Source organism: Pseudomonas sp. BMS12 (assembly GCF_001592875.1).
Taxonomy (GTDB): domain Bacteria; phylum Pseudomonadota; class Gammaproteobacteria; order Pseudomonadales; family Pseudomonadaceae; genus Aquipseudomonas.
Window position 1 is genome coordinate 172,723 of record NZ_LSOF01000007.1, and the last position, 25,463, is coordinate 198,185.

General features: G+C 66.0%; 24 protein-coding genes. 11 read left to right on the forward strand and 13 right to left on the reverse strand.

What is annotated here, in order from left to right; genetic code table 11:
- Window positions 1–45: 45 nt before the first annotated feature.
- A complete protein-coding gene (locus AYB31_RS08295) occupies window positions 46–903 on the reverse strand; it encodes an NAD-dependent epimerase/dehydratase family protein (RefSeq protein WP_068827594.1) in 858 nt (285 codons plus the stop codon).
- Window positions 904–1,044: 141 nt separating this feature from the next.
- Here AYB31_RS08295 and exbB point away from each other — a divergent pair, with 141 nt between their 5' ends.
- From exbB to AYB31_RS08325, 6 genes are all read left to right on the forward strand, one after another.
- The gene (gene exbB, locus AYB31_RS08300; RefSeq protein ID WP_068827596.1) at window positions 1,045–2,148 is read left to right on the forward strand and encodes a tonB-system energizer ExbB; all 1,104 of its coding nucleotides are present in this window, start codon (window positions 1,045–1,047) and stop codon (window positions 2,146–2,148) included.
- A 3-nt stretch (window positions 2,149–2,151) separates the two neighbouring features.
- Window positions 2,152–2,577 carry a TonB system transport protein ExbD gene (exbD, locus tag AYB31_RS08305; protein WP_068827598.1) on the forward strand — a complete coding sequence of 142 codons (426 nt, stop codon included), beginning with the start codon at window positions 2,152–2,154 and terminating at the stop codon, window positions 2,575–2,577.
- Complete coding sequence (locus AYB31_RS08310; RefSeq protein ID WP_068827600.1) at window positions 2,574–3,278, forward strand: energy transducer TonB; 705 nt, start codon at window positions 2,574–2,576, stop codon at window positions 3,276–3,278. Before exbD ends, AYB31_RS08310 begins: the two co-directional genes overlap by 4 nt.
- Before the next feature lie 97 nt (window positions 3,279–3,375).
- Window positions 3,376–4,311, forward strand: a complete 936-nt coding sequence (locus AYB31_RS08315) for a hydrogen peroxide-inducible genes activator (protein ID WP_068827602.1) — start codon at window positions 3,376–3,378, stop codon at window positions 4,309–4,311.
- Window positions 4,308–6,383, forward strand: a complete 2,076-nt coding sequence (gene recG / locus AYB31_RS08320) for an ATP-dependent DNA helicase RecG (RefSeq protein ID WP_068827604.1) — start codon at window positions 4,308–4,310, stop codon at window positions 6,381–6,383. Before AYB31_RS08315 ends, recG begins: the two co-directional genes overlap by 4 nt.
- Window positions 6,384–6,486: 103 nt before the next feature.
- Window positions 6,487–7,896 carry an aminoacyl-tRNA deacylase and HDOD domain-containing protein gene (locus tag AYB31_RS08325; RefSeq protein ID WP_068827606.1) on the forward strand — a complete coding sequence of 470 codons (1,410 nt, stop codon included), beginning with the start codon at window positions 6,487–6,489 and terminating at the stop codon, window positions 7,894–7,896.
- Window positions 7,897–8,018: 122 nt separating this feature from the next.
- Here AYB31_RS08325 and AYB31_RS08330 read toward each other — a convergent pair whose 3' ends face one another.
- From AYB31_RS08330 to AYB31_RS08345, 4 genes are all read right to left on the reverse strand, one after another.
- Window positions 8,019–8,744, reverse strand: a complete 726-nt coding sequence (locus tag AYB31_RS08330; protein ID WP_068827608.1) for a hypothetical protein — start codon at window positions 8,742–8,744, stop codon at window positions 8,019–8,021.
- Between the two features lie 59 nt (window positions 8,745–8,803).
- A complete protein-coding gene (locus AYB31_RS08335) occupies window positions 8,804–9,202 on the reverse strand; it encodes a helicase (protein WP_068827610.1) in 399 nt (132 codons plus the stop codon).
- Window positions 9,203–9,330: 128 nt separating this feature from the next.
- Window positions 9,331–9,603, reverse strand: a complete 273-nt coding sequence (locus AYB31_RS08340) for an HU family DNA-binding protein (RefSeq protein ID WP_043307679.1) — start codon at window positions 9,601–9,603, stop codon at window positions 9,331–9,333.
- A 276-nt stretch (window positions 9,604–9,879) separates the two neighbouring features.
- On the reverse strand, window positions 9,880–10,047 hold the full coding sequence (locus AYB31_RS08345; protein ID WP_068827612.1) for a rubredoxin: 168 nt from the start codon (window positions 10,045–10,047) through the stop codon (window positions 9,880–9,882).
- Window positions 10,048–10,194: 147 nt separating this feature from the next.
- On the opposite strand from AYB31_RS08345, the gene AYB31_RS08350 reads away from it, so the two are divergent.
- The 5 genes from AYB31_RS08350 to AYB31_RS08370 all read left to right on the forward strand — a co-directional run bounded on the left by AYB31_RS08350 (window position 10,195) and on the right by AYB31_RS08370 (window position 15,264).
- Complete coding sequence (locus tag AYB31_RS08350; RefSeq protein ID WP_068827614.1) at window positions 10,195–10,734, forward strand: chorismate--pyruvate lyase family protein; 540 nt, start codon at window positions 10,195–10,197, stop codon at window positions 10,732–10,734.
- A 115-nt stretch (window positions 10,735–10,849) separates the two neighbouring features.
- Window positions 10,850–11,743, forward strand: a complete 894-nt coding sequence (gene ubiA, locus AYB31_RS08355) for a 4-hydroxybenzoate octaprenyltransferase (protein ID WP_068827616.1) — start codon at window positions 10,850–10,852, stop codon at window positions 11,741–11,743.
- A gap of 85 nt (window positions 11,744–11,828) precedes the next feature.
- Window positions 11,829–12,518 (forward strand): phosphate regulon transcriptional regulator PhoB, encoded by a 690-nt coding sequence (phoB, locus tag AYB31_RS08360; RefSeq protein WP_068827619.1) that lies wholly within the window; start codon window positions 11,829–11,831, stop codon window positions 12,516–12,518.
- A 58-nt stretch (window positions 12,519–12,576) separates the two neighbouring features.
- Complete coding sequence (phoR, locus tag AYB31_RS08365; RefSeq protein WP_236715522.1) at window positions 12,577–13,854, forward strand: phosphate regulon sensor histidine kinase PhoR; 1,278 nt, start codon at window positions 12,577–12,579, stop codon at window positions 13,852–13,854.
- Window positions 13,855–13,923: 69 nt separating this feature from the next.
- Window positions 13,924–15,264: a hemolysin family protein gene (locus tag AYB31_RS08370; protein ID WP_068827621.1), complete on the forward strand. Its 1,341-nt coding sequence runs from the start codon at window positions 13,924–13,926 to the stop codon at window positions 15,262–15,264.
- An 18-nt stretch (window positions 15,265–15,282) separates the two neighbouring features.
- Here AYB31_RS08370 and AYB31_RS08375 read toward each other — a convergent pair whose 3' ends face one another.
- The 8 genes from AYB31_RS08375 to AYB31_RS08410 form a co-directional block, all read right to left on the reverse strand.
- A complete protein-coding gene (locus tag AYB31_RS08375) occupies window positions 15,283–15,531 on the reverse strand; it encodes a hypothetical protein (protein WP_068827685.1) in 249 nt (82 codons plus the stop codon).
- 97 nt (window positions 15,532–15,628) lie between these two features.
- Window positions 15,629–17,464: a sensor domain-containing diguanylate cyclase gene (locus AYB31_RS08380; protein ID WP_068827622.1), complete on the reverse strand. Its 1,836-nt coding sequence runs from the start codon at window positions 17,462–17,464 to the stop codon at window positions 15,629–15,631.
- A 73-nt stretch (window positions 17,465–17,537) separates the two neighbouring features.
- Entirely contained in the window at window positions 17,538–18,434 is an 897-nt protein-coding gene (locus tag AYB31_RS08385; RefSeq protein WP_068827624.1) for a peptidoglycan DD-metalloendopeptidase family protein, read from the reverse strand.
- A gap of 249 nt (window positions 18,435–18,683) precedes the next feature.
- Window positions 18,684–19,595: a response regulator gene (locus AYB31_RS08390; RefSeq protein WP_068827626.1), complete on the reverse strand. Its 912-nt coding sequence runs from the start codon at window positions 19,593–19,595 to the stop codon at window positions 18,684–18,686.
- A gap of 88 nt (window positions 19,596–19,683) precedes the next feature.
- Window positions 19,684–20,412, reverse strand: a complete 729-nt coding sequence (gene phoU / locus AYB31_RS08395; protein WP_068827628.1) for a phosphate signaling complex protein PhoU — start codon at window positions 20,410–20,412, stop codon at window positions 19,684–19,686.
- 52 nt (window positions 20,413–20,464) lie between these two features.
- Window positions 20,465–21,298, reverse strand: coding sequence for a phosphate ABC transporter ATP-binding protein PstB (gene pstB, locus AYB31_RS08400; protein WP_068827631.1), 834 nt, complete (start codon window positions 21,296–21,298; stop codon window positions 20,465–20,467).
- Window positions 21,299–21,360: 62 nt separating this feature from the next.
- Window positions 21,361–22,977 (reverse strand): phosphate ABC transporter permease PstA, encoded by a 1,617-nt coding sequence (pstA, locus tag AYB31_RS08405; RefSeq protein ID WP_442961797.1) that lies wholly within the window; start codon window positions 22,975–22,977, stop codon window positions 21,361–21,363.
- Window positions 22,978–23,058: 81 nt separating this feature from the next.
- Window positions 23,059–25,341 carry an ABC transporter permease subunit gene (locus AYB31_RS08410; RefSeq protein WP_068827635.1) on the reverse strand — a complete coding sequence of 761 codons (2,283 nt, stop codon included), beginning with the start codon at window positions 25,339–25,341 and terminating at the stop codon, window positions 23,059–23,061.
- Window positions 25,342–25,463: the final 122 nt, after the last annotated feature.

A 25,463-nucleotide genomic window follows, 5' to 3' on the forward strand; every position in this document is an offset into this window, starting at 1 on the left:
TGCGCCCCTTCTCACACCCCAGCGCCGCGACCGAGGCGGATTGTGCTAGCGCTGACCAGACAGTATCGCGGCGTACCCCTCGCGATAGCTCGGGTACTGCGGCGCCCAGCCCAGCGCGCGGGCCCGGGCGTTACTGCAGCGCTTGCTACCTGCGCGGCGCACGCTCTGCTGCTCGGCCCAGTGGCTGACGCCCAGGTACTCGCGCAACCAGCCGACCACTTCGTGCAGCGGTGCCGGCGCGTCGTCCACGCCCAGGTAGCAATCCTGCAGCGCCTGCCCCGCCGCATCGGCCTGCAGCAGGAAGGCCAGCAGGCCAGCGGCATCGTCGGCATGGATGCGGTTGCCGTACAGCGGCGGCTCGCTGGCCACCCGATAGCCCTGGCGCACCTGGCCGAGCAACCACTCGCGCCCCGGACCATAGATACCCGCCAGACGCACCAGCGTGGCCGGCACAGCACTTTCCAGGGCCAGCCGCTCGGCCTCGCGCATCACCCGCCCGGAATACCCCTCGGCCTCGGCCGGTGCGGTTTCATCCACCCACTCGCCCCCCTGCTGGGCGTAGACCCCGGTACTGGAGACGAACAACAGACGCCGCGGGCGCTGGCCGTGCTCGCCCAGCCAGGTCAATGCATGGCGCAAGCCGTCGACATAGGCGCGCCGATAACCTGCCTCGTCATGCTGAGTGGCTGCCGCGCAATACACCAGGTAATCCAGTTGCCCCTTCGGCCAGGCTGGCGGGCAGCTCGGCTGCTGCAGGTCGCCCGCCACCGGCAGGATGCCAGCCGGCAGGCGCGACACCTCACGGCGCAGGCCATGCACCTGCCAGCCCAGTGCGCTGATGCGCTCGCCGAGACGGCTGCCGACATCGCCACAACCGGCGATCATCAAAGTATGTTGAGTCATCGTGGTTCCTGTTCTGGGGGAGTCCTGCGGGTGAAAATGTTACATCGTTACTTTCATAAACAAGAATTAATTGCAATAATACTGCGCCTTCCACCTGACCCGAACCCGGGACAGGCCTCTCTACTTCCAGGTCCGGCCAGCATGAACTCTACCGCCCTCCGCGCCCAGCCCACTCTCGCCCCTCGACTGACCCTCGCCGCCATGCTGCTGGGTCTGCTGCTGCCATTCGGCGCCTTCGCCGAGGAAGCTGCGCTGGCCAGACCTGAAGCCGTTGCCAGCAGCGAGCAAGTGCAACCGGCCGCCGCCGAGCCGCAGCAGGATGCCCTGCTACAGAAGCTGCAGGCCCTCGGCCCGCAGGCCACGCCCGAGCAACTGCGCGAAGCCGCCCGACAGCACCTGACGGAAGCCGGCGCCTCCACGGAAGAGATCACCAAGACCCTGCAGGCGCTGGACAGCGCAGCGACCCTGGGCCAGGACCTGAGCAAGCTGCTGGCCGGCGAGAATGCGGGGGAGGCCGTGGTGGCGGAAGACCAGACCCTGCTGCACGACCTCTCGCCCATGGGCATGTACCGCAACGCCGACATGGTGGTGAAGAGCGTGATGATCGGCCTGGTGCTGGCCTCGATCCTGACCTGGACCGTATGGATCGCCAAGGGCCTGGAGCTGATCATCGCCCGCCGTCGCCTGCAGCGCGAAGTGCCCGAGCTCAAGGCCGCACGCAACCTGGCCCAAGCCGCCGAACAGGCCCGTGCCAAGCACAGCTTCAGCAGCGTGCTGATCGAAGACGCCCGCGATGAGCTGCGCCTGTCCGCCGGCAGCCAGGAGAAGGAAGGCATCAAGGAACGCGTCAGCTTCCGCCTCGAGCGCCTGGTTGCCGCCAGTGGCCGCAGCATGAGCCAGGGCACCGGCGTACTCGCCACCATCGGCTCCACCGCGCCCTTCGTCGGCCTGTTCGGTACCGTGTGGGGCATCATGAACAGCTTCATCGGCATCGCCAAATCGCAGACCACCAACCTCGCCGTGGTCGCCCCGGGTATCGCCGAAGCCCTGCTGGCAACCGCCCTGGGCCTGGTCGCGGCGATTCCCGCCGTGATCATCTACAACGTCTTCGCCCGCTCCATCGCCGGCTACCGGGCCCAGGTGGCCGACGCCTCGGCCCAGGTCCTGCTGCTGGTCAGCCGCGATCTCGACCTGCCGGCCGCCCCCGAGCGTAACCAACAGCCCCACGTGGCCAAGGTAGGCTGAGCCATGGGTCTGCATCTCAACGAGGGTGGCGACGATCTCCAGGAAAACCACGAGATCAACGTCACCCCCTTTATCGACGTGATGCTGGTGCTGCTGATCATCTTCATGGTCGCCGCGCCGCTGGCCACGGTGGACGTGAAGATCGACCTGCCGGCCTCCACCGCCAAGCCGGCGCCGCGCCCGGACAAGCCGATCTACCTGAGCATCAAGGAAGACCACCGCCTGTTCCTCGACAACGAGCAGGTCGATCCGGCCCAGCTCGGCGCCGCGCTGGACAAGCGCACCAGCAGCGACAAGGACAAGACCATCTTCGTCCGTGGCGACAAGGGCGTGGAATACGGCGACCTGATGCAGGTGATGGATAACCTGCGCGGCGCCGGTTATCTGAAGATCGGCCTGGTGGGCCTGGAAACGGTCGGCGCGCAATGACTCTCAAGCGTCGCCTGCCATTCTGGGCGCTGGCCCTGCTGGTGGTACTCGGGGCCCACGTCGGCCTGTACCTGATCGCCCAGCTCAAGCCCAAGCTGACGCCCATGGCGCCGCCACCCGCGGCCATGCTGATCGAACTGGAGCCGCTGGTAGCACCGGTCGAGCCGCCGCCACCGCCGCCGCAACCCGTGGTCGAGCCGGACGAGCCGGAGCTGCCGAAAGTGGTCGAGGCGCCGAAACCGAAGATCGCCATCGCCAAGCCCAAGCCGCAACCCAAGCCGAAGCCGCCGCAGCCCAAGCCGCCAGAGCCGGAGATCAAGCCGCAGCAGGAACCGGCCCCGGTTGCCGCCCCCGACGAAAAGGCCGCCGCGCCACAAAAGGCAGCGGTCAGCGCCCCGAGCAAAGCCCAGCTCAGCTGGCAGAGCAAACTGCTCGGCCACCTGGCCAAGTACAAGCGCTACCCGGAAGACGCCCGCCGCCGTGGCTTCGAGGGCGTCAACCGGCTGCGCTTCGTGCTCGATGGCAAGGGCAAGGTGCTGTCCTTCGCCCTGGTCGGCAAGTCCGGCAGCGCCTCGCTGGACCGCGCCACCCTGGAGATGATCCGCCGCGCCCAGCCGCTGCCGGCGCCGCCGCAGGACATGTTGACGAACGGCCAGCTGGAGATAGTCGCGCCCTTCGTCTATTCCCTCGAACGGCGCTGAGCCGGCACCTGCAACCGCCCTGCAACTTGCTGCGCAGGGCGGTTGGTTCCATTGAAGACAGCGGCTATGCTTGCTCGCATCTCAATGGACTAAAACTATGACCCTCACCGAACTGCGCTACATCGTCACCCTCGCTCAGGAACAGCACTTCGGCCGCGCCGCCGAGCGCTGCCATGTCAGCCAGCCGACCCTGTCGGTGGGCGTGAAAAAACTGGAAGACGAGCTCGGCGTGCTGATCTTCGAGCGCAGCAAGAGCGCGGTGCGCCTGACCCCGGTCGGTGAAGGCATCGTTACCCAGGCGCAAAAGGTCCTGGAGCAGGCTCAGGGCATCCGCGAGCTGGCCCAGGCCGGCAAGAACCAGCTGGCCGCACCGCTGAAGATCGGCGCCATCTACACCGTCGGCCCCTACCTGTTCCCGCACCTGATTCCGCAGCTGCACCGGGTCGCCCCGGACATGCCGCTATATATCGAAGAGAACTTCACCCACGTACTGCGCGACAAGCTGCGCACCGGCGAGCTGGACGCCATCATCATCGCCCTGCCGTTCCAGGAAGCCGATGTGCTAACCAAGCCGCTGTACGACGAGTCCTTCTACGCCCTGCTGCCAGCCGGCCACCCCTGGGCCAAGATGGAAACCATCGACAGCAAGCTGCTCAACGACAAGAGCCTGCTGCTGCTCGGCGAAGGCCACTGCTTCCGCGACCAGGTGCTGGAAGCCTGCCCGTCGCTGCGCAAAGGCGGCGAAGACAGCGCCAAGCACACCACGGTGGAATCCAGCTCGCTGGAAACCATCCGCCACATGGTCGCCTCCGGCCTGGGCATCTCGATCCTGCCGTTCTCCGCCGTGGACAGCCACCATTACGCCCCCGGCGTGATCGAAGTCCGCCCGCTAGCCGCCCCGGCGCCCTACCGCACCGTGGCCATCGCTTGGCGCGCCAGCTTCCCGCGGCCGAAGGCCATCGAGATCCTCGCCGACTCGATTCGCCTGTGCTCGGTGGCCGCTCGCCCCCAGGGTGAAGCCCTGCCGGCATGACCGAACTGGCCCAGGTGCCGGTCACCGCGCTCAAGGGAGTGGGCGCGGCACTGGCGGAAAAGCTCGCCAAGGTCGGCCTGGAAACCCTGCAGGACGTGCTCTTCCACCTGCCCCTGCGCTACCAGGACCGCACCCGCGTCATCCCGATCGGCGCCCTGCGCCCCGGCCAGGACGCGGTGATCGAAGGCGTGGTGGCCGGTGCCGATGTGGTGATGGGCAAGCGCCGCAGCCTGCTGGTGCGCCTGCAGGACGGCAGCGGCACCCTGAGCCTGCGCTTCTACCACTTCAGCCAGGCGCAGAAGGACGGCCTCAAGCGGGGCACCCACGTGCGCTGCTACGGCGAGGCCCGCCCCGGCGCTTCCGGACTGGAGATCTACCACCCGGAATATCGTGCCCTCGGCGCCGATGAAGTGGCGCCGGTGGAACAGACCCTGACGCCGATCTACCCGACCACCGAAGGCCTGACCCAGCAACGCCTGCGCAGCCTGAGCCAGCTGGCCCTGGCCCGCCTCGGCCCGCACAGCCTGCCGGACTGGCTGCCGGCCGAAGTGGCCCGCGACTATCGCCTCGGCCCGCTGGACGAGGCGATCCGCTACCTGCACCGGCCGCCGCCGGACGCCGACCTGGAAGAGCTCGCCGAGGGTCGCCACTGGGCCCAGCACCGCCTGGCCTTCGAGGAGCTGCTGACCCACCAGCTGTCGCTGCAACGTCTGCGCGAGCAGGTGCGCGCCCAGCAGGCGCCGCAGCTGCCGCCTGCCAAGCGCCTGCCGCAACAGTTCCTGCACATCCTCGGCTTCGCCCCCACCGGCGCGCAGCAGCGCGTGGGCGCCGAGATCGCCTACGACCTAGCCCAGGACGAGCCCATGCTGCGCCTGGTGCAGGGCGACGTCGGCGCCGGCAAGACCGTGGTCGCGGCCCTGGCCGCCCTGCAGGCGCTGGAGGCCGGCTACCAGGTGGCGCTGATGGCGCCCACCGAGATCCTCGCCGAGCAGCACTACCTCAACTTCACCCGCTGGCTGCAACCCCTGGGCATCGAAGTCGCCTGGCTGGCCGGCAAGCTCAAGGGCAAGGCCCGCACCGCCGCACTGGAGCAGATCGCCAGTGGCACGCCGATGGTGGTCGGCACCCACGCGCTGTTCCAGGACGAAGTGCAGTTCCGCAACCTGGCCCTGGCGATCATCGACGAGCAGCACCGCTTCGGTGTGCAGCAGCGCCTGGCCCTGCGGCAGAAGGGCATCAACGGCCGCCTCTGCCCGCACCAGCTGATCATGACTGCCACGCCGATTCCACGGACCCTGGCGATGAGTGCTTATGCCGACCTGGACACCTCGATCCTCGACGAGCTGCCGCCCGGGCGTACACCGGTGAACACCCTGGTAATCGCCGACAGCCGCCGTATCGAGGTGGTCGAACGAGTCCGCGCCGCCTGCCGCGAAGGGCGCCAGGCTTACTGGGTGTGCACCCTGATCGAGGAATCCGAGGAACTCACCTGCCAGGCCGCCGAGACCAGTTTCGAGGAGCTGTCCAGCGCGCTCGGTGAGCTGCGCGTCGGCCTGATCCACGGGCGCATGAAGCCGGCCGAGAAGGCCGCGATCATGGATGAATTCAAGCGCGGCGAGCTGCAACTGCTGGTCGCCACGACCGTCATCGAAGTGGGCGTCGACGTGCCCAATGCCAGCCTGATGATCATCGAGAACCCCGAGCGTTTGGGCCTGGCCCAGCTGCACCAGCTGCGTGGCCGGGTCGGCCGCGGCAGCGCCGCCAGCCACTGCGTGCTGCTCTACCACGCGCCACTGTCGCAGCTCGGCCGCGAGCGCCTGGGCATCATGCGCGAGACCTGCGACGGCTTCGTCATCGCCGAAAAGGATCTGGAGCTGCGCGGCCCCGGCGAGATGCTCGGCACCCGCCAGACCGGTTTGCTGCAGTTCAAGGTCGCCGACCTGATGCGCGATGCCGACCTGCTGCCGGCCGTGCGCGATGCAGCCCAGGCCCTGCTGGCACACTGGCCACAGCACGTTGCCCCCCTGCTGGAGCGCTGGCTACGCCACGGCCAGCAGTACGGCCAAGTGTGAGACAACGCACATACCACCGCTGGTCGCCCGTCCGGCGGCCGAGCGAAGCCCACAAACCGCTGGTTATACTTCCTGCCAGTAGTTCCTCAGCCGGATATCGCCAATGACCGAAGTCGCCCTCGCCCCCGATTCCGCACCGCGCCCGCCAGCGGTGATCCTGCAGCTGCTGGAGAAACTCGGCGTTCCCTGCCATATCCGCCTCGACCACCCCGCCCTGCCGGCCGCGCGCCGGGTCCAGGCCGCGCTGCTCGACGACGCGGTCGGCGCCCTGCTGGTGCTGTTCCCGCAGAGCCAGCTGCTCGACCTCAATCGCCTGGCCGAACTGACCGGGCGCAAGCTGGTGGCGGTCAAGCCCGAACGCATGGAGCGCATGCTCGGCAAACACAACCTGGCCATGCTCCCCGGCCTGCCGCCGCTGACCAGCTCGCCCTGCCTGTATGACGAACGCCTGCTGCAGGAGTCCAGCCTGCTGGTGGAGTCCGGCCAGCCTGGCGTGCTGCTGGAAATCGGCAGCGAGCACTACAAGAGCATCCTCCTGGCCAAGGCCAGCGCCGCGCGCTTCGGCGAGCCGGTCATCGACATTCGCCCCAACCTCGACCGCCCCGACGACGACCGCGCCGAGATCACCCAGGCCGTGCAGGCCTTCACCGCCCGGCGCATCCAGCAGCGCCTGGAAGAGACCATCGAGATCCCGCCGCTGCCGGAAACCGCGCAGCGCATCATCAAGCTGCGCGTCGACCCGGACGCCACGGTGGACGACATCACCGGCGTGGTCGAGACCGACCCGGCCCTGGCCGCCCAGGTGGTCAGCTGGGCCGCGTCGCCCTACTACGCCGCGCCCGGCAAGATTCGCTCGGTGGAAGACGCCATCGTCCGCGTGCTGGGCTTCGACCTGGTGATCAACCTGGCCCTCGGCCTGGCCCTGGGCAAGACCCTGGCGCTGCCCAAGGATCAGCCGCAACAGGCCACGCCCTACTGGCAGCAGGCGATCTACACCGCCGCGGTGATCGAAGGGCTGACCCGCGCCATGCCCCGCGCCCAGCGCCCGGAGGCCGGCCTGACCTACCTCGCCGGGCTGCTGCACAACTTCGGCTACCTGGTGCTGGCGCATGTCTTTCCACCGCACTTCTCGCTGATCTGCCGGCACTTGGAGGTCAACCCGCACCTGTCCGCCGGCTATGTCGAGCAGCACCTGCTGGGCATCACCCGTGAGCAGATCGGTGCCTGGCTGATGCGTTTCTGGGACATGCCGGAGGAGCTGGCCAGCTCCCTGCGCTTCCAGCACGACCCGGACTACGACGGCGCCCATGCCGCCTACCCCAACCTGGTGTGCCTGGCGGTCAACCTGCTGCGCAGCCGTGGCATCGGCAACGGCCCGCAGAGCGAACTGCCGGACGCGCTGTTCGAACGCCTCGGCCTGAGCCGCGACAAGGCCGAGGATGCCCTGAACAAGGTGCTGCAGGCAGAAGTGGCGCTGCGCGAGCTGGCTTCGCAGTTCAATCACCCGCACTGAATGCGCCACGCCGCATGAGGAAAAGGGGCCCGAGGGCCCCTTTTTCATTGCTGTCTTTTGTGGGAGCGGCTTCAGCCGCGCAAGAGAGGCCGCTCTCAGGGCTTTCTCGTGAGCGCCACTCTCTACTTGAGCTGCGCGCGGCGCGTGGCGAATAGCTCGGGCAAAGCCTTGGCGCTGGCCTCGAGCACGGCGCGCAGCGGCGCCTGCTCGTACAGCGTCGCGTATTCGTCGAGCTGGTCGCTGGGCGTGGTGCGGTAGGCATAGAGCATGAAGGCCTCCACGCCACTGGCGCTGGAAGCACGCAACGGCGCCAACTGGGCTGCGGTCTGCTCGGCCAGGGCCTTCTCGTCGAGATCGCCACCACGGGCGCGCAGAGCCAACAGCGCCTGGGTCTTGCCCACTTCGTAACGCAACAGAGTGGCCAGTTCGGTGGTGTGCGCCGCCTGGTCCAGGCGCCGCACCAGGTCGAGACGGGCCTGGCGTGGCGGGCGCTCCTGCAGCTGCAGGCGGTAGGCGGCCAGGCCGCCATCCTCGCCCACCGCTCGTTCGGCAGCGGTGAACTGCCGGGCCAGCGGACTATCGAGCAACTGCAAGGCGGCGTCCAGTTGCTGCGGCTTGAGCTTGGGCGCCACCTGCTTGGCCAGGTCGGCACACAGCGGGCCGGCGGCAAACAGCGGCGCCAGAGCCTTCTGCTGCTCGGGGTTCATGCCGCGCTGCAGCAGTGGCAAGGTCTGCTCGCAGAGCAGCTGCACGCCCGCCAGCTCCAGCACGCGCTCGAGCGTGGCGTCTGCAGCCTGGGCCGGCAGGCTCAGCGAAAACAGCAGGGCGAAGGCGGAAAACAGGCGCATAACGGGACTTCCATCCAAAGGGGCCAGCTTAGCGACATGAGCCCACAGGGGAACGCGACTCAGGCCGCTTTCTTGAGCTCGCTGGGCTTTTTCTTCTTCGGCACCACATGCTTGAGCAGGCCCTGGAACCAGATCACCAGCGCCGGGTTGCCCTGGATCTGGATGTCCTTGTTCTGGATGCCCTGCATGAAGGCCAGCTGCTTGTTCTTGGCGTTCATGGTGGCAAAGCCGTAGACGGCATCCTTGAAGCCGATGGCGAAGGCCGGCTCCTTGGCGGCACCCGCATGGCTGCTGACGCGCTGATCCTTGATCCGGTAATGACGCGCGACCTTGCCGTCCAGGGTGTGCAACTGGAATACCAGCTCCTTGCCCTCCAGCTGCTGCTGAAAGTCGGCGTTACTGCGGCTGGCTTTGGCCATCAGGCGGCCCAGCATCCAGAGGAGAAAGCGGAATTTCATGGCACGCGGCCTCACGGGTAGGGGAAATCGGCGGCGCATTGTAGCGGTTTGCGCGGGCGACTACATCCTGAAGGCGGGCGGGTAGCGGAGGGTCGACCCGGAGCCTTGGGCTCCGGGTCGGAGCTGGCTCAGTTGACGGCGTCTTTGAGGGATTTGCCCGGTTTGAAAGCCACGGTGTTGCTGGCCTTGATCTTCACCGGTGCACCGGTTTGCGGGTTCTTGCCGGTGCGGGCACCACGGTGGCGCTGCAGGAAAGTACCAAAGCCGACCAGAGTGACACTGTCCTTGCGGTTCAGCGCGCTGGTGATTTCTTCGAGCACGGCGTTGAGTACGCGGTTGGCCTGGTCTTTGGTCAGATCAGCCTTTTCGGCAATTGCCGCGGCGAGTTCAGGTTTACGCATAGATGCCTCTTTGACGGTTTGTTGTTGTTGTGTCCGTGCTGTCCGTCCAGAACAGCGCCAAAGGCGCCGCAACGGCTCTGCGCTGCGGCAGACCAGGGGAGAATGGCACGCCATCCGGTACTGCGCCAGTACTGACGAGCAGTTTGCCGGGGCAAAAACGTGGCGTTCCAGACAGAACAGCCGCCATACACGCCATCTGCGACTAAAGAACAGAACGTCCGTGCCGGAAACACAAACGGCGGCCCGAGGGCCGCCGTTTGTCTTGAACCTGTCTAATCAGCCGATCTCGATCATCTCGAAGTCAGCCTTGCCCACGCCGCAGTCCGGGCACAGCCAATCGGCCGGTACGTCTTCCCAGCGGGTGCCGGCGGCGATGCCGTCATCGGGCCAACCCTGGCTCTCGTCATAGATCAGACCACAGACCACACATTGCCACTTCTTCATGCTCTACCTCATCACGGGCGGCCTCTGGCGGACCTTGCCCTGGTTAAAAATTCAGCAGGCTTTGTACTGATATGGGCGCCACAGCGCAAGTGTTCGGCGCCGCGGCCCGCCGTGCTAAGCTCGCCGCCTCCGCAGCCGACCCAACCCTTGCCCGTGCTCGTCCACCCGCCTCGCTGGCTCAGCGCCGCCCAATTGCACCCCGCCCCCGCACCGTTGCTGCGCAACTGGCTGTTCGATCAGGACTCGCTGACGCGCCGTCTGACGGCACTGAGCGCCGGGCGCTTCGCCGTACAGCCCTTGCACCAGGGTTGGCAGAACCTGCGCCAGGATGAATGCACAGCCTTGCAAGTGCCCAGCGGCAGCCAGGGCTGGGTGCGCGAAGTGTTCCTCCAGGGCGCCGGCGCCAACTGGGTGTTCGCCCGCAGCGTGGCGGCACGCACGGCGCTGGAAGGCTCCGGTTTCGAGCTGGGCAAGCTGGGTAGCCGTTCCCTCGGCGAACTGCTGTTCAGCGACCGCGCCTTTGTCCGTGGCGAACTGCAGGTCTGTCGTTACCCGGCCGCCTGGCTGCCGACCGATGTACGTGCCGAGCAGCTGTGGGGGCGCCGTTCGTGCTTTCGCCGCGACGGCCTCGGCGTGCTGGTCGCCGAGGTCTTTCTGCCGGCATTCTGGACACAGGCCGAGCAGTAGACACCAAGCGCTCCGCTCGCGAATTTGTGCGGACCGCCCCGCTTCGCGAACAGAGCTCGCTCCTCCAGAGCGACACCCGCCCGTATAATCGGCGCACTTCGTCCGGAGGCCGCCGATGTACCAGTCCTTTCTGCTCGCCCTCAATCGCCTGCACCCACGCAGCTGGGACTTCATCCAGCTGATGCGCCTGGACAAACCGATCGGCATCTACCTGCTGCTGTGGCCGACCCTCTGGGCCCTGTGGGTCGCCAGCAAGGGTGTGCCGGACTTCAAGCTGCTGTTCATCTTCGTGGTCGGCGTGCTGCTGATGCGCGCCGCCGGTTGCGTGATCAACGACTATGCTGACCGCAACTTCGACGGCCATGTCGCGCGCACCAAGGCCCGCCCGCTGGCCGAGGGCCGGGTGACGCCGCGCGAGGCGCTGATTCTGTTCGCCGTGCTGGTGGGGCTGAGCTTCATCCTGGTGCTGTTCACCAACCTGACCACCATTCTGCTGTCGTTCGGCGGCCTGGCTCTGGCCGCCTGCTACCCCTTCATGAAGCGCTACACCTACTACCCGCAAGTGGTACTGGGCGCGGCCTTCAGCTGGGGCATGCCGATGACCTTCAGCGCCGTGACTGGGCACCTGCCGCCACCCGAGGCCTGGCTGCTGTATATCGCCAACCTGCTGTGGACGGTGGCCTACGACACCTACTACGCCATGACCGACCGCGAGGACGACCTGAAGATCGACGTCAAATCCACCGCCATCCTGTTCGGCGAGGCCGACCGCGTCGTCATCCTCAGCCTGCAGGTTCTGGCCCTGCTGTGCCTGGCCATGGCCGGCACGCGCTTTGGCTTAGGACTCTGGTTCCTGTTCGGCCTGTTCGCCGCCGCGGCCTGCTTCGCCTGGGAATTCTGGAGCACGCGCAACCGCGAACCGAAGGCCTGCTTCGCCGCCTTCCTGCACAACCACTGGGCCGGGCTGGCGATCTTCGTCGGCATTCTGGTGGATTACGCATTAAGGTAGCCGAGCGTGCCGCAGGGCTGTCACATCGCTGCAATAATTCCGTTATCTAATGCGGCGCAAGACAGAACGACCCGAGGCTCGACCCATGGTTGGCAAGAACATCCTGATCGTTGACGACGAAGCTCCCATCCGCGAGATGATCGCAGTGGCCCTGGAGATGGCCGGCTACGATTGCCTGGAGGCGGAAAACACCCAGCAGGCCCACGCCCTGATCGTCGACCGCAAACCGGACCTGATCCTGCTCGACTGGATGCTGCCCGGCACCAGCGGCATCGAACTGGCGCGCCGCCTCAAGCGCGACGAGCTGACCGACGACATCCCGATCATCATGCTCACCGCCAAGGGCGAAGAGGACAACAAGATCCAGGGCCTGGAAGTCGGCGCCGACGACTACATCACCAAGCCCTTCTCGCCGCGCGAGCTGGTCGCCCGCCTCAAGGCGGTACTGCGCCGTACCGGACCTAGCGACAGCGAGGCGCCGATCGAGGTCGGCGGCCTGCTGCTCGATCCGATCAGCCACCGCGTGACCATCGACGGCAAGCCGGCCGAGATGGGCCCCACCGAATACCGCCTGCTGCAGTTCTTCATGACCCACCAGGAGCGCGCCTACACCCGCGGCCAGCTGCTCGACCAGGTGTGGGGCGGCAACGTCTACGTCGAGGAGCGCACGGTCGACGTGCATATCCGCCGCCTGCGCAAGGCGCTCGGCGAGGCCTACGAGAACCTGGTACAAACGGTGCGCGGCACCGGGTATCGTTTCTCTACCAAAAGCTGATCCCGGCGTAGCCAGAGTAAGGACGCGATAGGTGAATTCGAACTGGCGGGGCGCGGTCATGCGCCATCTGCTGCTGATCCTGCTGGCCTGCGGACTGCTCGGCCTGATCAGCGGCCAGTATGCCTGGGCACTGGTCCTGGGCCTCGGCGCCTACCTGCTCTGGCATATCAAGCAACTGCTGCGTCTGCACCACTGGCTGCGCACTCGCCAACCGGATGAGGCGCCACCGGAAGGCTACGGCCTGTGGGGCGAAGTATTCGACAACATCTACCACCTGCAGCGCCGCGACCAGCGTGTGCGCGGCCGGCTGCAGGCGGTGATCGATCGCGTGCAGGAGTCCACGGCGGCCCTGCGCGATGCCGTGGTCATGCTCGATGCCGACGGCAATCTGGAGTGGTGGAATCACGCCGCCGAGCAACTGCTGGGGCTGAAGACGCCACAGGACAGCGGCCAGACCATCACCAACCTGGTGCGTCACCCGGGCTTCAAGGAGTACTTCGAGACCGGCAACTTTCAGGAGCCCCTGGATCTGCCGTCGCCGGCCGACGACCGCAAACAGCTGCAGTTCCAGATCACCCAGTACGGCAATCGCGAACACCTGATGCTGGTGCGCGACGTTACCCGCCTGCATCTGCTCGAACAAATGCGCAAGGACTTCATCGCCAACGTGTCCCACGAACTGCGCACACCGTTGACGGTGATCGCCGGGTATCTGGAGACCCTGCTGGACAACGTCGAAGACGTCAATCCACGCTGGCTGCGCGCCCTGCAGCAGATGCAGCAACAAGGCGCGCGCATGCAGAGCCTGCTCAATGACCTGCTCCTGCTGGCCAAGCTGGAAGCCACCGACTACCCCTCGGACAACCAGCCGGTGGCCGTCGACCTGCTGCTGCTGTCCATCAAGAACGACGCCCAGGCCCTGTCCGGCAGCCGCAACCACCGCATCAGCCTGGAAGCCGACGCCAGCCTGCGCCTCAAGGGCAGCGAGGCCGAACTCCGCAGCGCCTTCTCCAACCTGGTGTTCAATGCGGTGAAGTACAGCCCGGAGGACAGCGAGATCCGCATCCGCTGGTGGGGCGACGAACTGGGCGGCCACTTCAGCGTGGCCGACAGCGGCATCGGCATCGAGGCCAAGCACCTGCCGCGTCTGACCGAGCGCTTCTACCGGGTCGACTCCAGCCGCGCCAGCAGCACCGGCGGCACTGGCCTCGGCCTGGCCATCGTCAAGCATGTGCTGCTGCGCCACCGCGCGCGCCTGGACATCAGCAGCGTGATGGGCAAAGGCAGCACCTTTACCTGCCACTTCCCGCTGCAGCAGCTGAACCGCCGCAATTGACTGCCGCCGGCTTGCAATAGTCGACGGCAGCCGCCACCCTTGTGCGGTCTTTAGCCATCTAGCCCCTCCATGGACCCCTCCACGAACCTTTCCGCCCCCACCCTCTTCGCCGATCTCGGCCTCGTCCTGTTCGCCCTCTTTCTCGTCCTGCTCAACGGCTTCTTCGTTGCGGCCGAGTTCGCCATGGTCAAGCTGCGCGCGACCAAGGTGGAAACCATCGTCGAACAGCACGGCTGGCGCGGCGTCATCCTGCGCAAGGTACACGGCCAGCTGGACGCCTACCTGTCGGCCTGCCAGCTGGGTATCACCCTGGCCTCTCTTGGTCTCGGCTGGGTCGGCGAGCCGGCCTTCGCCGAACTGCTCACGCCGCTGCTGAGCATGCTCGGCATCGAGTCGGAGAAGCTGGTGCACGGCATCGCCTTCTTCTTCGCCTTCTTCATCATTTCCTATCTGCACATCGTGGTCGGCGAGCTGGCACCGAAGTCCTGGGCGATCCGCAAGCCCGAGCTGCTGTCGCTGTGGACCGCCGCGCCGCTGTACGCCTTCTACTGGCTGATGTATCCGGCCATCTACCTGCTCAACGCCAGCGCCAACGCCATTCTGCGAATCGCCGGCCAGGGCGAGCCAGGGCCGCACCACGAGCACCACTACAGCCGCGACGAGCTCAAGCTGATCCTGCACTCCAGTCGCGCCCGCGACCCCAGCGACCAGGACATGCGTGTGTTGGCCTCGGCCGTGGAGCTGGGTGAGCTGGAAGTGGTGGACTGGGCCAATTCGCGCGAGGACCTGGTGTACATCGACCTCGGCGCCAAGCTCGACGAGCTGTTCAACCTGTTCCGCCGCCACAAGTTCAGCCGCTTCCCGGTGTACGACGAAGCCGCCGGCAACTTCGTCGGCGTGCTGCACATCAAAGACCTGCTGCTGCAGCTCAGCCTCCTGGAAATGCTGCCATCCAAGTTCAACATCGCCGAGCTGATGCGGCCGATCGAGCGGGTCAGCAAGCACCTGCCGCTGTCCAACCTGCTGGAGCAGTTCCGTCAGGGCGGCGCACACTTCGCCCTGGTCGAGGAGGCCGACGGCAAGGTGGTCGGTTTCCTGACCATGGAAGATGTGCTGGAGGTGCTGGTCGGCGACATCCAGGACGAGCACCACAAGGCCGAGCGCGGCGTGCTCGCGTACCAGCCGGGCAAGCTGCTGGTACGCGGCGACACCCCGCTGTTCAAGGTCGAGCGCCTGCTCGGCATCGACCTCGACCACCTCGAGGCGGAAACCCTGGCCGGGCTGGTCTACGAAGCGCTGAATCGCGTCCCGGACGAGGACGAGGTGCTGGAGACCGAAGGCCTGCGCATCATCGTCAAGAAGATGAAAGGCCCGAAGATCGTCCTGGCCAAGGTGCTGCGCCTGGACTGAGCCCAGCCCGGCGCGCTGTCAGTGCAGCGCCAGGCCGCGATCCAGATGCTGATCCACCAGCCACTTGCCATGGGCCAGGGAGGCCCGCTGGGCGCTGTCCAGATCGGCCAGGAAGGCGTTCTTCACCGGTAGCGGGATGCGCCGGGTAGCATGCCCATCCGGCAGGGTGATCTTGCAGCCTGCGGCCCAGGGCGTAGGAATGCCTGGGTGCTCGATGATGGCCGCGCTGATGGCATGATCGCGATAGGTGCAGTGCAGATTGTTCATGGTCTTGGCCTCGCTCAGATGACGCCGCGAACGGCGGGTGGGCGTGCTTTTCACCTTAACGCCATAACCCGCACGTTCACCGTCACCCGACCAAGGGTCATGCTCGGTCGGCGCGGCAGACCTGGTTGCGCCCAGCGGCCTTGGCCGCGTACAGGGCCTGGTCCGCGGCATCGATCAACGCCTGCATGTGCAGCTCGCCCTGGGCATCGTGGCACGCCAGACCGACGCTGATCGTCAACTGCACCGGCGTACCCCGGTAGTGCAGCTGCAGCGCCGCCACCTCGGCGCGGATCTGCTCGGCTCGCGCCGCCCCTGCCTCGCAGGAGGCGCCGCTGAGCAGCAGGAAAAACTCCTCGCCACCATAGCGCGCCGCCAGATCGCCACTGCGCCGCGCGCTATGCCGCAGCACCTCGGCGACGGCCGCGATGCAGCGATCACCGAAGGGGTGGCCATAGGTATCGTTGATGCGCTTGAAGTGATCGATGTCGATCACCATCACCGCCAGCGGCTCGTTCTCCTGCTGCGCCAGCTGCTGATCGCAATGGCGGCGGTTGGCCAGCTGGGTCAAGGCATCGGTATTGCTCAGACGGGTCAGCTCGGCGTTGGCCTGGGCCAGTTCGCGGGTCGACTGCTGCAGCTCGGCGGTACGCGCCAGCACGCGGCGCTCCAGCTCTTCGTTGGCTCTGGCCTGCTCTTCCAGGAGCTGCTGCTGGCTGGCCAGGCGCGCCTCACGCTCGCCGATCAGGTCGCTCTGCGCCGAGATACGCGCCTTGCGCTCGCTGTTGATGCGTTCGGCCAGGGCCACCGAGAGCAGGACGAATTCGGCGAAGAAACCCAGCGTCTGGATACGCAGGGTCAGCGGGTTCACCGGCAAGGCACCCTGCAGGGCGGCTACATGCACCAGGGTGCAGAAGATCAGGAAGCCCCAGGCCACCGCGAACAGGGGCGCCGAGCGATTGCCGCGACGCCACAGGCTGATCGCGGTGGCCACGGCGACCACACAACTCAACAGCGCAACCAGATTGACGCCGATCCAGTACAGCCAGTGCGGGCGCAGCATCAGCAGCGCCAGGGCCAGCAGCCAGTAGCCCAGCAACAGGTTGTTGGCCCACAGCACCCAGCCGCCGTAATGCGGAATGCGCAGGAAGCTGCGCACGAAGATGGTCGCCGCGAGGAAGCTCCAGATCGCCGAAACCCCGTAGATCATCGCCGCCGGCCGCCCCAGCTCGGGCCACAGGTAGAGGATGCCGAAACCGCTCAGGGCCAGTTCGTAAACCACCACGCCGAGCAGGTAAACGGTGTACCAGACATAGCTGCGGCTGCCGGTGAACAGAAACAGGCTGGCGTTGTACAGCAGCACGGCCAGCATCGCCCCGAAGAACAGCCCGAGCAGCATGCGCTGGGTCAGCTCCTGACGGTCGAAGGCCTCCACCGTCAGCAACTGCATGGGCGCCACCAGATTTTCCTCACTGTGCAGACGCAGGTAGACCCAGCGGGTTTGCTCGGGTGGCAGTTGCAGGGGAAAGGTCGGTTGACGCGTGGCTTGCGGCCAGGCGCTGAGCGGCAGGTGGTCGCCGGCCTGTAGCAGCGGCCCCCATTGGCCGGAGGCAGGGTCCAGGGTGCGCAGCTCGATCAGGTCGAGAATCGGCCACTCCACCAGCAGGCGCCAATCGCTGCGCGGCGAGCGGTTATGCAGTTGCATGCGTACCCACACCGCGCCTGGTTGGCGACCGAGGCTCAGCGAGGAACCCGGGACCGGTTGCCAGCCGGTTGCCTGGCTGGCGGCGGCGAAATCCAGCTCCTCGTCAGGCGTCAGGTATTCCAGCTGGGAGGCCAGACGCAGTGCAGAAAAGTCCTCGCGCAGCTCCAATGCAGCGGCGTTACCCAGACTGGGTAGCAGGCAGAACAGCAGGAAAAGCAGGCGGATTGGCAACTACGCTTCCCTCGACGCGGCAGTGTGCTAACCATCGCCGCAATCCGCACGACACGCAAGTCGACCGTAATGGCTATTCGCCACCCACGGCAAAATTGGGCAGGCTGTCGACCGGCTGAGCGAAATTGAAGGGGATCGACTCCAGCGCCAGGCCGACGTTGCGCTGCACCACGAAATGCAGGTGCGGGCCGGTGCTGTTGCCGGTATTGCCGGAGCGCGCGATAGGCGTACCGGCAGCCACGCGCTGACCTTCATGCACGCTCACCGAGCCGCGCATCAGGTGCAGGTAGACACCCATGGTGCCGTCGTCGTGCAGGATGCGCACATAGTTGCCGGAAGGGTTGTTGCCGCGCCCGCTCTGCCGGTTCTCGGTTTTCACCACCATGCCGCTGCGCGAAGCGAGAATCGGCGTGCCCTCGGGCATGGCGATATCCATGGCGTAACGCCCCTTGGGGGTGAAGTGGCTGTACTTGCCATTGGCGCCCTGGGTCAGCTTGAACGGGCCGCCACGCCAGGGCAGCGGGTAGCGGTAGACCAGCGGCTGCAGGCGCGGGTCGCCCATGGCGTAGCGCAGGCGCGGCTTGTACTTCATCGGTTTGCCGGCGTCCTGTGGCGCCAGGGTGACCAGGCGGATCTTGCTGCGCGGTGGCAGCACCCAGCGGATGGGCTCATCCGGCGCACCGGCGGCGTTGACCACCTTGTCCAGGCGCAGCTCGATTTCCACTGGCGCGTACAGATCGTTGCGCACCAGCAGGGTCTCGCCGGCGGCATGCTTCTTGGTTTCCAGCTTCACCAGATTGTCGAGCTTCTCGACCATGCGGTCGCGGAACACGAACACCTGCGCGCCAGGCACGGCCTGGTCGCTGTAGGTGACCGTGCCGTGCTTGTCGACATACTTGTAGATGGTCAGCGCATTGGCCTGGCCGCAGGCCAGCAACAGCGCGCAGAAAATGAATGAACGCCCTAGCATAACGTCTCGGATTTAATGGTTATTGGTATCCGGGACTGGCAAGACTAGCAGCGCCGGATAACGGTCGCGAGCCTCGGGGGCCTAGGCTGTGCGGCAATCGGCAGGCTTCGTCGGGGAAAGCGACGCTATCCGACGAAAGGCGCCTGCTTCTCGACCTGCTGAACCACGCCACAGCTCACGAGGAGCTTCACGCTTCCACAACTCGATCGGCGCTGGATTGGGCGTATTGCGACGCGCCCCGGGCGCCTGTCAGGCGCCCGGACTGAAGTGCTTCTGCGCCGTACCACGGGCGATCAGGCGCGACAGGTAATCAAGCTTCTGCGGATCTTTATCGACGAACTTGAAGGTCAGCTGCAGCCATTCGCTGTCCGGCTTGGGCTCCAGTGCCGCCACCGCATGCAGGTAGCCGTTGAGGCGTGCGGTTTCCGCCGCCTCGCCCTGCTCCAGATCGAGCACCGCGCTTTCCAGCACCTGCGGCAGCAACTCGGTGCGCTTGACCACCAGCAGCGCCTCCTTGAGGCTCAGCGCCTTGATCACGCAGGCCATGCTGCCACCCGGCAGGCGCAGCTGGCCCTGGCCACGTCCGCTGGGCGCGGCGGCCGCCTTGGCGGGCTTGGCCGCTTCCGGCTTGGCGAAAGCGGCAGCGGGGCTGGCGGCGGCTTTGGCCGCGGGCTTGATCACTTCGGCATTGCCACCGGTCAGCGCGGCCAGGGAGTCGTTGGCGAAGGCACCGGTGCTGAGCATCTTCGGCGGGGCGCTGGCGGTCAGGGCCTTGAGTTTGCCGGCACGGTGCAGCGCCTTCTTGACCTTGGTGACCAGCTGCTCGTTGGAAAAGGGCTTGCCGATGTAGTCGGAGACGCCGGCCTGGATGGCCTGCACCACGTTCTCCTTGTCACCACGGCTGGTGACCATGATGAAGGGCGTGATCTTGTGCGCCTCCTCTCCACGGCACCAGGTGAGCAGTTCGAGACCGGACATTTCCGGCATCTCCCAGTCGCAGAGGATCAGGTCGACCGCCTGCCGACCCAACAGCTGCTGGGCCTTGCGCCCATTCACCGCTTCCTCGATCTGGATACCGGGAAAGTTGTCGCGCAGGCCCTTCTTCACCAGATCACGGATAAAGGTGGCGTCGTCCACCACCAGCACACTGACTTTGCTCATCGACCACTCCCGGCAACAATGCCGACAAGCATAGTCCGGGGTGATGGCCCAAGGCCAACGCAAGGCACGCGAGAGGCGCCTTGCGCCCTTATTCGCTGCGGGTGCCCTGCACTTCTTCCTGCATGCGTGCCAGGCCCAGGTGACGCACGTCGGTGCCGCGCACCAGGTAGATCACCAGTTCGGCGATGTTGCGTGCGTGGTCGCCGATACGCTCCAGCGAACGCAGCACCCAGATGATCGACAGCACGCGGCTGATCGCGCGCGGGTCTTCCATCATGTAGGTGACCAGCTCGCGCAGGGCGGTCTTGTACTCGCGGTCGACGGTCTTGTCGTACTGCGCCACGGACAGCGCCAGGTCGGCATCGAAACGGGCGAAGGCGTCCAGCGCCTGCTGCACCATCTTGCGCACCTGGTCGCCGATATGGCGGACCTCGACATAACCACGCGGCGCCTCGCCGGTTTCGCACAGCTCGATGGCGCGCTTGGCGATCTTGCTCGACTCGTCGCCGATGCGCTCCAGGTCGATTACCGACTTGGAGATGCTGATGATCAGGCGCAGGTCGGAGGCGGCCGGCTGACGGCGGGCGAGGATACGTACGCACTCCTCGTCGATGTTGCGCTCCATCTGGTTGATCTGGTCGTCGATCTCGCGCACCTGCTGGGCCAGGCCGGAGTCGGCCTCGATCAGCGCGGTGACCGAATCGTTGACCTGCTTCTCGACCAGGCCGCCCATGGCCAGCAGGTGGCTGCGCACCTCCTCCAGCTCGGCGTTGAACTGCTGGGAGATGTGATGGGTGAGGCTGTCTTTGTTGATCATCGCGGAATCCTATGCAAACCGGTTTCGAGTTGATTGTTATGGCGACCCACCATCAGCCGTAGCGGCCGGTGATGTAGTCTTCGGTTTGTTTTTTTGCCGGGTTGGTGAACAGCGTATCGGTATCACCGAACTCGATCAGCTTGCCCATGTACATGAACGCGGTGTAATCGGAAACCCGCGCCGCCTGCTGCATGTTGTGGGTGACGATGACGATGGTGTACTTGCTCTTCAGCTCGTAGATCAGCTCTTCGACCTTGAGGGTGGAGATCGGGTCCAGCGCCGAGCAGGGTTCGTCGAGCAGCAGCACTTCCGGCTGCACGGCCACGGTACGGGCGATCACCAGACGCTGTTGCTGGCCACCGGACAGGCCGAGAGCCGAGTCGTGCAGACGGTCCTTCACTTCGTCCCACAACGCCGCGCTCTTCAGCGCCCACTCCACGGTCTCGTCGAGCACGCGCTTCTGGTTGATGCCCTGGATGCGCAGACCATACACCACGTTCTCGTAGATGCTCTTGGGGAAGGGGTTGGGCTTCTGGAACACCATGCCGACGCGACGACGCAGTTCGGCAACGTCCACGCCCTTCTTGTAGATGTCGTGGCCGTCGAGGCGGATCTCGCCGTCCACGCGGCAACCGTCGACCAGATCGTTCATCCGGTTGAAGGTACGCAGCAGGGTCGACTTGCCGCAGCCGGAAGGGCCGATGAAGGCGGTCACGCGCTGCTTGGGGATGTTCATCGAGACGTCGAACAGCGCCTGCTTCTCGCCGTAGAACAGGTTGAGGCCCGGCACTTCCAGGGCGACGGTTTCTTCCGCCAGGTTGAGGCCCTGCTTCTGCCGGCCGAGGGCGGCCATGTCGATACCGTGGGTGTGTACTTCGTGCTGCATGGGAGACTCCCTACGCTAACAATTCATTCATGCCGCCCGACGGGGCCGGGCGGCGCAAGTCATCAGTGGTCCAGCGCCTTGTACTTCTCGCGCAGGTGGTTGCGGATGAACACCGCACTCATGTTCAGGCTGGCGATCACCAGCACCAGCAACAGCGCCGTGGCGTACACCAGCGGCCGCGCGGCCTCGACGTTGGGGCTCTGGAAGCCGACGTCGTAGATGTGGAAGCCCAGGTGCATGATCTTCTGGTCCAGGTGCAGGTAGGGGTAGTTGGCGTCCAGCGGCAGGCTCGGCGCCAGCTTGACCACACCGACCAGCATCAGCGGCGCCACTTCGCCGGCGGCGCGAGCCACGGCGAGGATCATGCCGGTCATCATGGCCGGGCTGGCCATGGGCAGCACCACCTTCCACAGGGTCTCGGCCTTGGTCGCGCCGAGGGCCAGCGAGCCTTCGCGCAGGGCACGCGGAATGCGCGCCAGACCTTCCTCGGTGGAAACGATCACCACCGGCACGGCGAGTATCGCCAGGGTCAGCGAGGCCCACATCAGGCCCGGTGTGCCGAAGGTCGGCGCCGGGGCGGACTCGGGGAAGAACAGGCGATCCAGCGAACCACCCAGCACGTAGACGAAGAAGCCCAGACCGAATACGCCGTAGACGATCGACGGCACGCCGGCCAGGTTGTTCACCGCGATGCGGATGGTGCGGGTCAGCGGCCCTTGTTTGGCGTACTCACGCAGGTAGATGGCCGCCAGCACGCCGAACGGGGTGACGATCACTGCCATGATCAGGGTCATCATAACGGTGCCGAAGATGGCCGGGAACACGCCGCCCTCGGTGTTGGCCTCACGCGGGTCGTCGCTGACGAATTCCCACAGCTTGGCGAAGTAGAAGCCGAGCTTGCCGAACAGGCTCATGGCGTTGGGCTGGTAGGCACGGACGATCTTGCTCAGCGCCATCTGCTGTTCGCGGCCATCGGCGGTGCGCACGGTCAGGGTATCGCGACCAGCCTCGGTGTTGAGCTCGACCAGCTGCTTCTCCAGCACCTGGTACTGGGCATCCAGCTCGGCACGGCGGGCATCCAGGTCGGCCTGGGCGGCGGCGTCCAGCCCACCCTTGAGCTCCAGCTTGCGGGTGTCCAGGCGCAGGCGCTCCAGCCCATGGTTGATCGCGCTGATGTCCTTCTTCTGCAGGTGCTCGAGCTGCTCATACAGCTCGCCACTGCGCTGCAGGCGCTGCTGCAACTCGGCCCAGGCGGCATCGCCCTCGGCCACGACCTGGCCATTCTCGCGAACATCCACCAGGTAGCCGTAGAAGTTGCCCCACTCGCGACGCTCCATCGCCACCATGTTGCTCGGCTTGTGCGAATCGCTCAGCCACTCGGCCACCACCCAGCTGAAGTCGGCGCCGTAAACCTCACGGTTACCCACCTTGAGCAGCTCGCGGGTCATGAACTCGCCACCCTTGACGTCCACCGGCAGGCCGGCGGCGGCCAGACGTGCACGCGGCACTTCCTCGGCCTGTACCAGCTCGCCGGCCACCACGCGGGCAGCCTCGCCGGGCACCTGGTAGCGGGCCTCGACGATATCCGCCGGCCAGAAGTGGGCGAGACCACGCACGGCGATGACCCCCAGCAGGCTGACGGTCATGATCACTGCCAGGGACACGCCACCACCGGTCATCCAGACCCAGGGGGCGCCGCTCTTGAACCAGGCCTTGAAGTTTTGCTCTTTGGTTTTCACGGACATCTACCTTCCCAGTTCTCAGAGCGACGCATATTTCTTGCGCAGGCGGGTACGGATGATTTCCGCCAGGGTGTTCATCACGAAGGTGAAGGACAACAGCACCAGTGCGGAGAGGAACAGCACGCGGTAGTGGCTGCTACCCACCTCGGACTCCGGCATCTCCACCGCCACGTTGGCGGCCAGGGTGCGCAGACCCTCGAAGATGTTGAACTCCATTACCGGGGTGTTGCCGGTGGCCATCAGCACGATCATGGTCTCGCCGACCGCACGGCCGAGGCCGATCATCAGCGCCGAGAAGATGCCGGGGCTGGCGGTGAGGATGACCACCCGGGTCATGGTCTGCCAGGGCGTGGCGCCGAGAGCCAGAGAGCCCTGGGTCAGGCTCTTGGGCACGCTGAATACGGCGTCTTCGGCGATCGAGAAGATGTTCGGGATCACCGCGAAGCCCATGGCCAGACCGACCACCAGGGCGTTGCGCTGGTCGAACGGGATGCCCAGGTCATTGCTGATCCACAGGCGCATGTCGCCGCCGAAGAACCAGTTTTCCAGGTGACCACTCATGCTCAGGGAGAAGGCGCCGACCAGCAGGATCACCGGGATCAGCAGCGCCGCCTCCCAGCCATCCGGCACCAGCAGGCGCACGCGCTCCGGCAGGCGGCTCCAGCCATAGGCCGTCGCCAGCACGCCAATCGGCATGAGCAACAGCAGGCTGAAGATGCCCGGCAGGTGGCCCTCCACATAGGGCGCCAGGAACAGGCCGGCGAAGAAGCCGAGGATCACCGTCGGCAGCGCCTCCATCAGCTCGATCACCGGCTTGACCTTGCGGCGCATCGCCGGGGCCATGAAGTAGGCGGTGTAGATGGCCGCGCAGATGGCCAGCGGAGCGGCCAGCAGCATGGCGTAGAAGGCGGCCTTGAGGGTGCCGAAGGTCAGCGGCGAGAGGCTCAGCTTGGGCTCGAAGTCGGAGTTGGCCGACGTCGACTGCCAGACGTACTTGGGCTCGTCGTAGTTCTCGTACCAGACCTTGCCCCACAGCGCGCTCCAGGACACCTCGGGGTGCGGGTTGTCGACCACGAAGCGCTGCAGGCCGTTCTTCGACTCGACCAGGATGCGGTTGGCGCGCGGCGACATGGCCGCGACGGTGCTGCCCTCGGCAACCTGCTCGGTGAGCAGCGTACGGTGTGCGGTGCTGTGGTACAGGCCCAGGCGGCCGCTGCTATCGAGGGCGATGAAGCCCTTGCGCCGCTCTTCCGGCACGATCTGGGTAATGGCTGCACTGCCCAGCTGGAAGTCACGGATGCGGGTCAGCGCCGACTTGCCGTCGGCATCGCGAACCATGAACCATTGGGTGATGCCGCCCTGGCTGTCGCCGACCATCAGCGAGATGCCGCCGAGCAGCGGGCTCACCGCAGTCACCTCGTTTTCGCCACTCAGCAGCTTGTAGCGACCATTGAGGCTCTTGCTGCGCAGGTCGAACACGTCAGCGGTGGCCTTGCCGTTGAACACGAACAGCCACTGCTGGCGCGGGTCGATGCTCAACGCCTTGATCGGTTCGGCGATCTGCGGCAGGGCGAGGCGTGCCTCACTGAGGGTCGTCTCGCCGGTGAGCATGTTCTCTTCACGGGCGATCGACAGCACCTGCAACTCGCTGCCGGTGCTGCCACTGAGCATCACACTGCCGCTGTTCTGGCTGATCGCCACATGCTCCAGCGGGCGCCCCTGCTCGTCGAGCGTGATCGGCTCCTCGCCGAGGGGATAGCTGACCCCGGGCGTGATGGTCTTGACGTTGTTCGGGTAGCTGACCTTGTAGTCGAGCTCGAATACCAGGACCTGACCGTTGGACAGGCCAAGGGCCGTACGGCGGCTGCCGGGCTGGTCCTGGCCGATGGAGGCAATGCCGACACCCGCCGGTAGCGGCAGCTGAGTCTGATTCAGCGCGTTGCCGTCCTTGAGCGTGAAGAACTGCACCAGGCCGTCGCGGTTGAGGCGCATGGCGACCTTGTCCTGCTCCTCCAGGCCCAGCAACAGGGCCTCGCCCTGGCTGCTCAGCCAGGCAGGCTGCTGCAGCTTGCGCGCCTCGAGGTCGGCGCCGGAGAAGATCGGCATGACCACATAGGCCAGGTAGAAGAAGATCAGGGTGATGGCACCCAGTACCGCAAGACCACCGATGGACACGTACCAGCGCGTCAATCGGTCCTTCAGCGCACGAATGCGCCGCTTGCGTTGCAGAGCCGGGGTATTGAAATCCAGGCGGTGGCTATTCGCGGAAGCGCTCATGCTGTTGTTGGCCAAGTCGTTCATGAGGAAATCTCAGGCGCGGATGGACCGCTGAAAGTACAGGGCCCTCAATCTATCCACCTTGTGTGACAGAAAGATTACAGCCGAGTGACGTGACAACGCCCGCGACTCGACAGAGTAGCGGG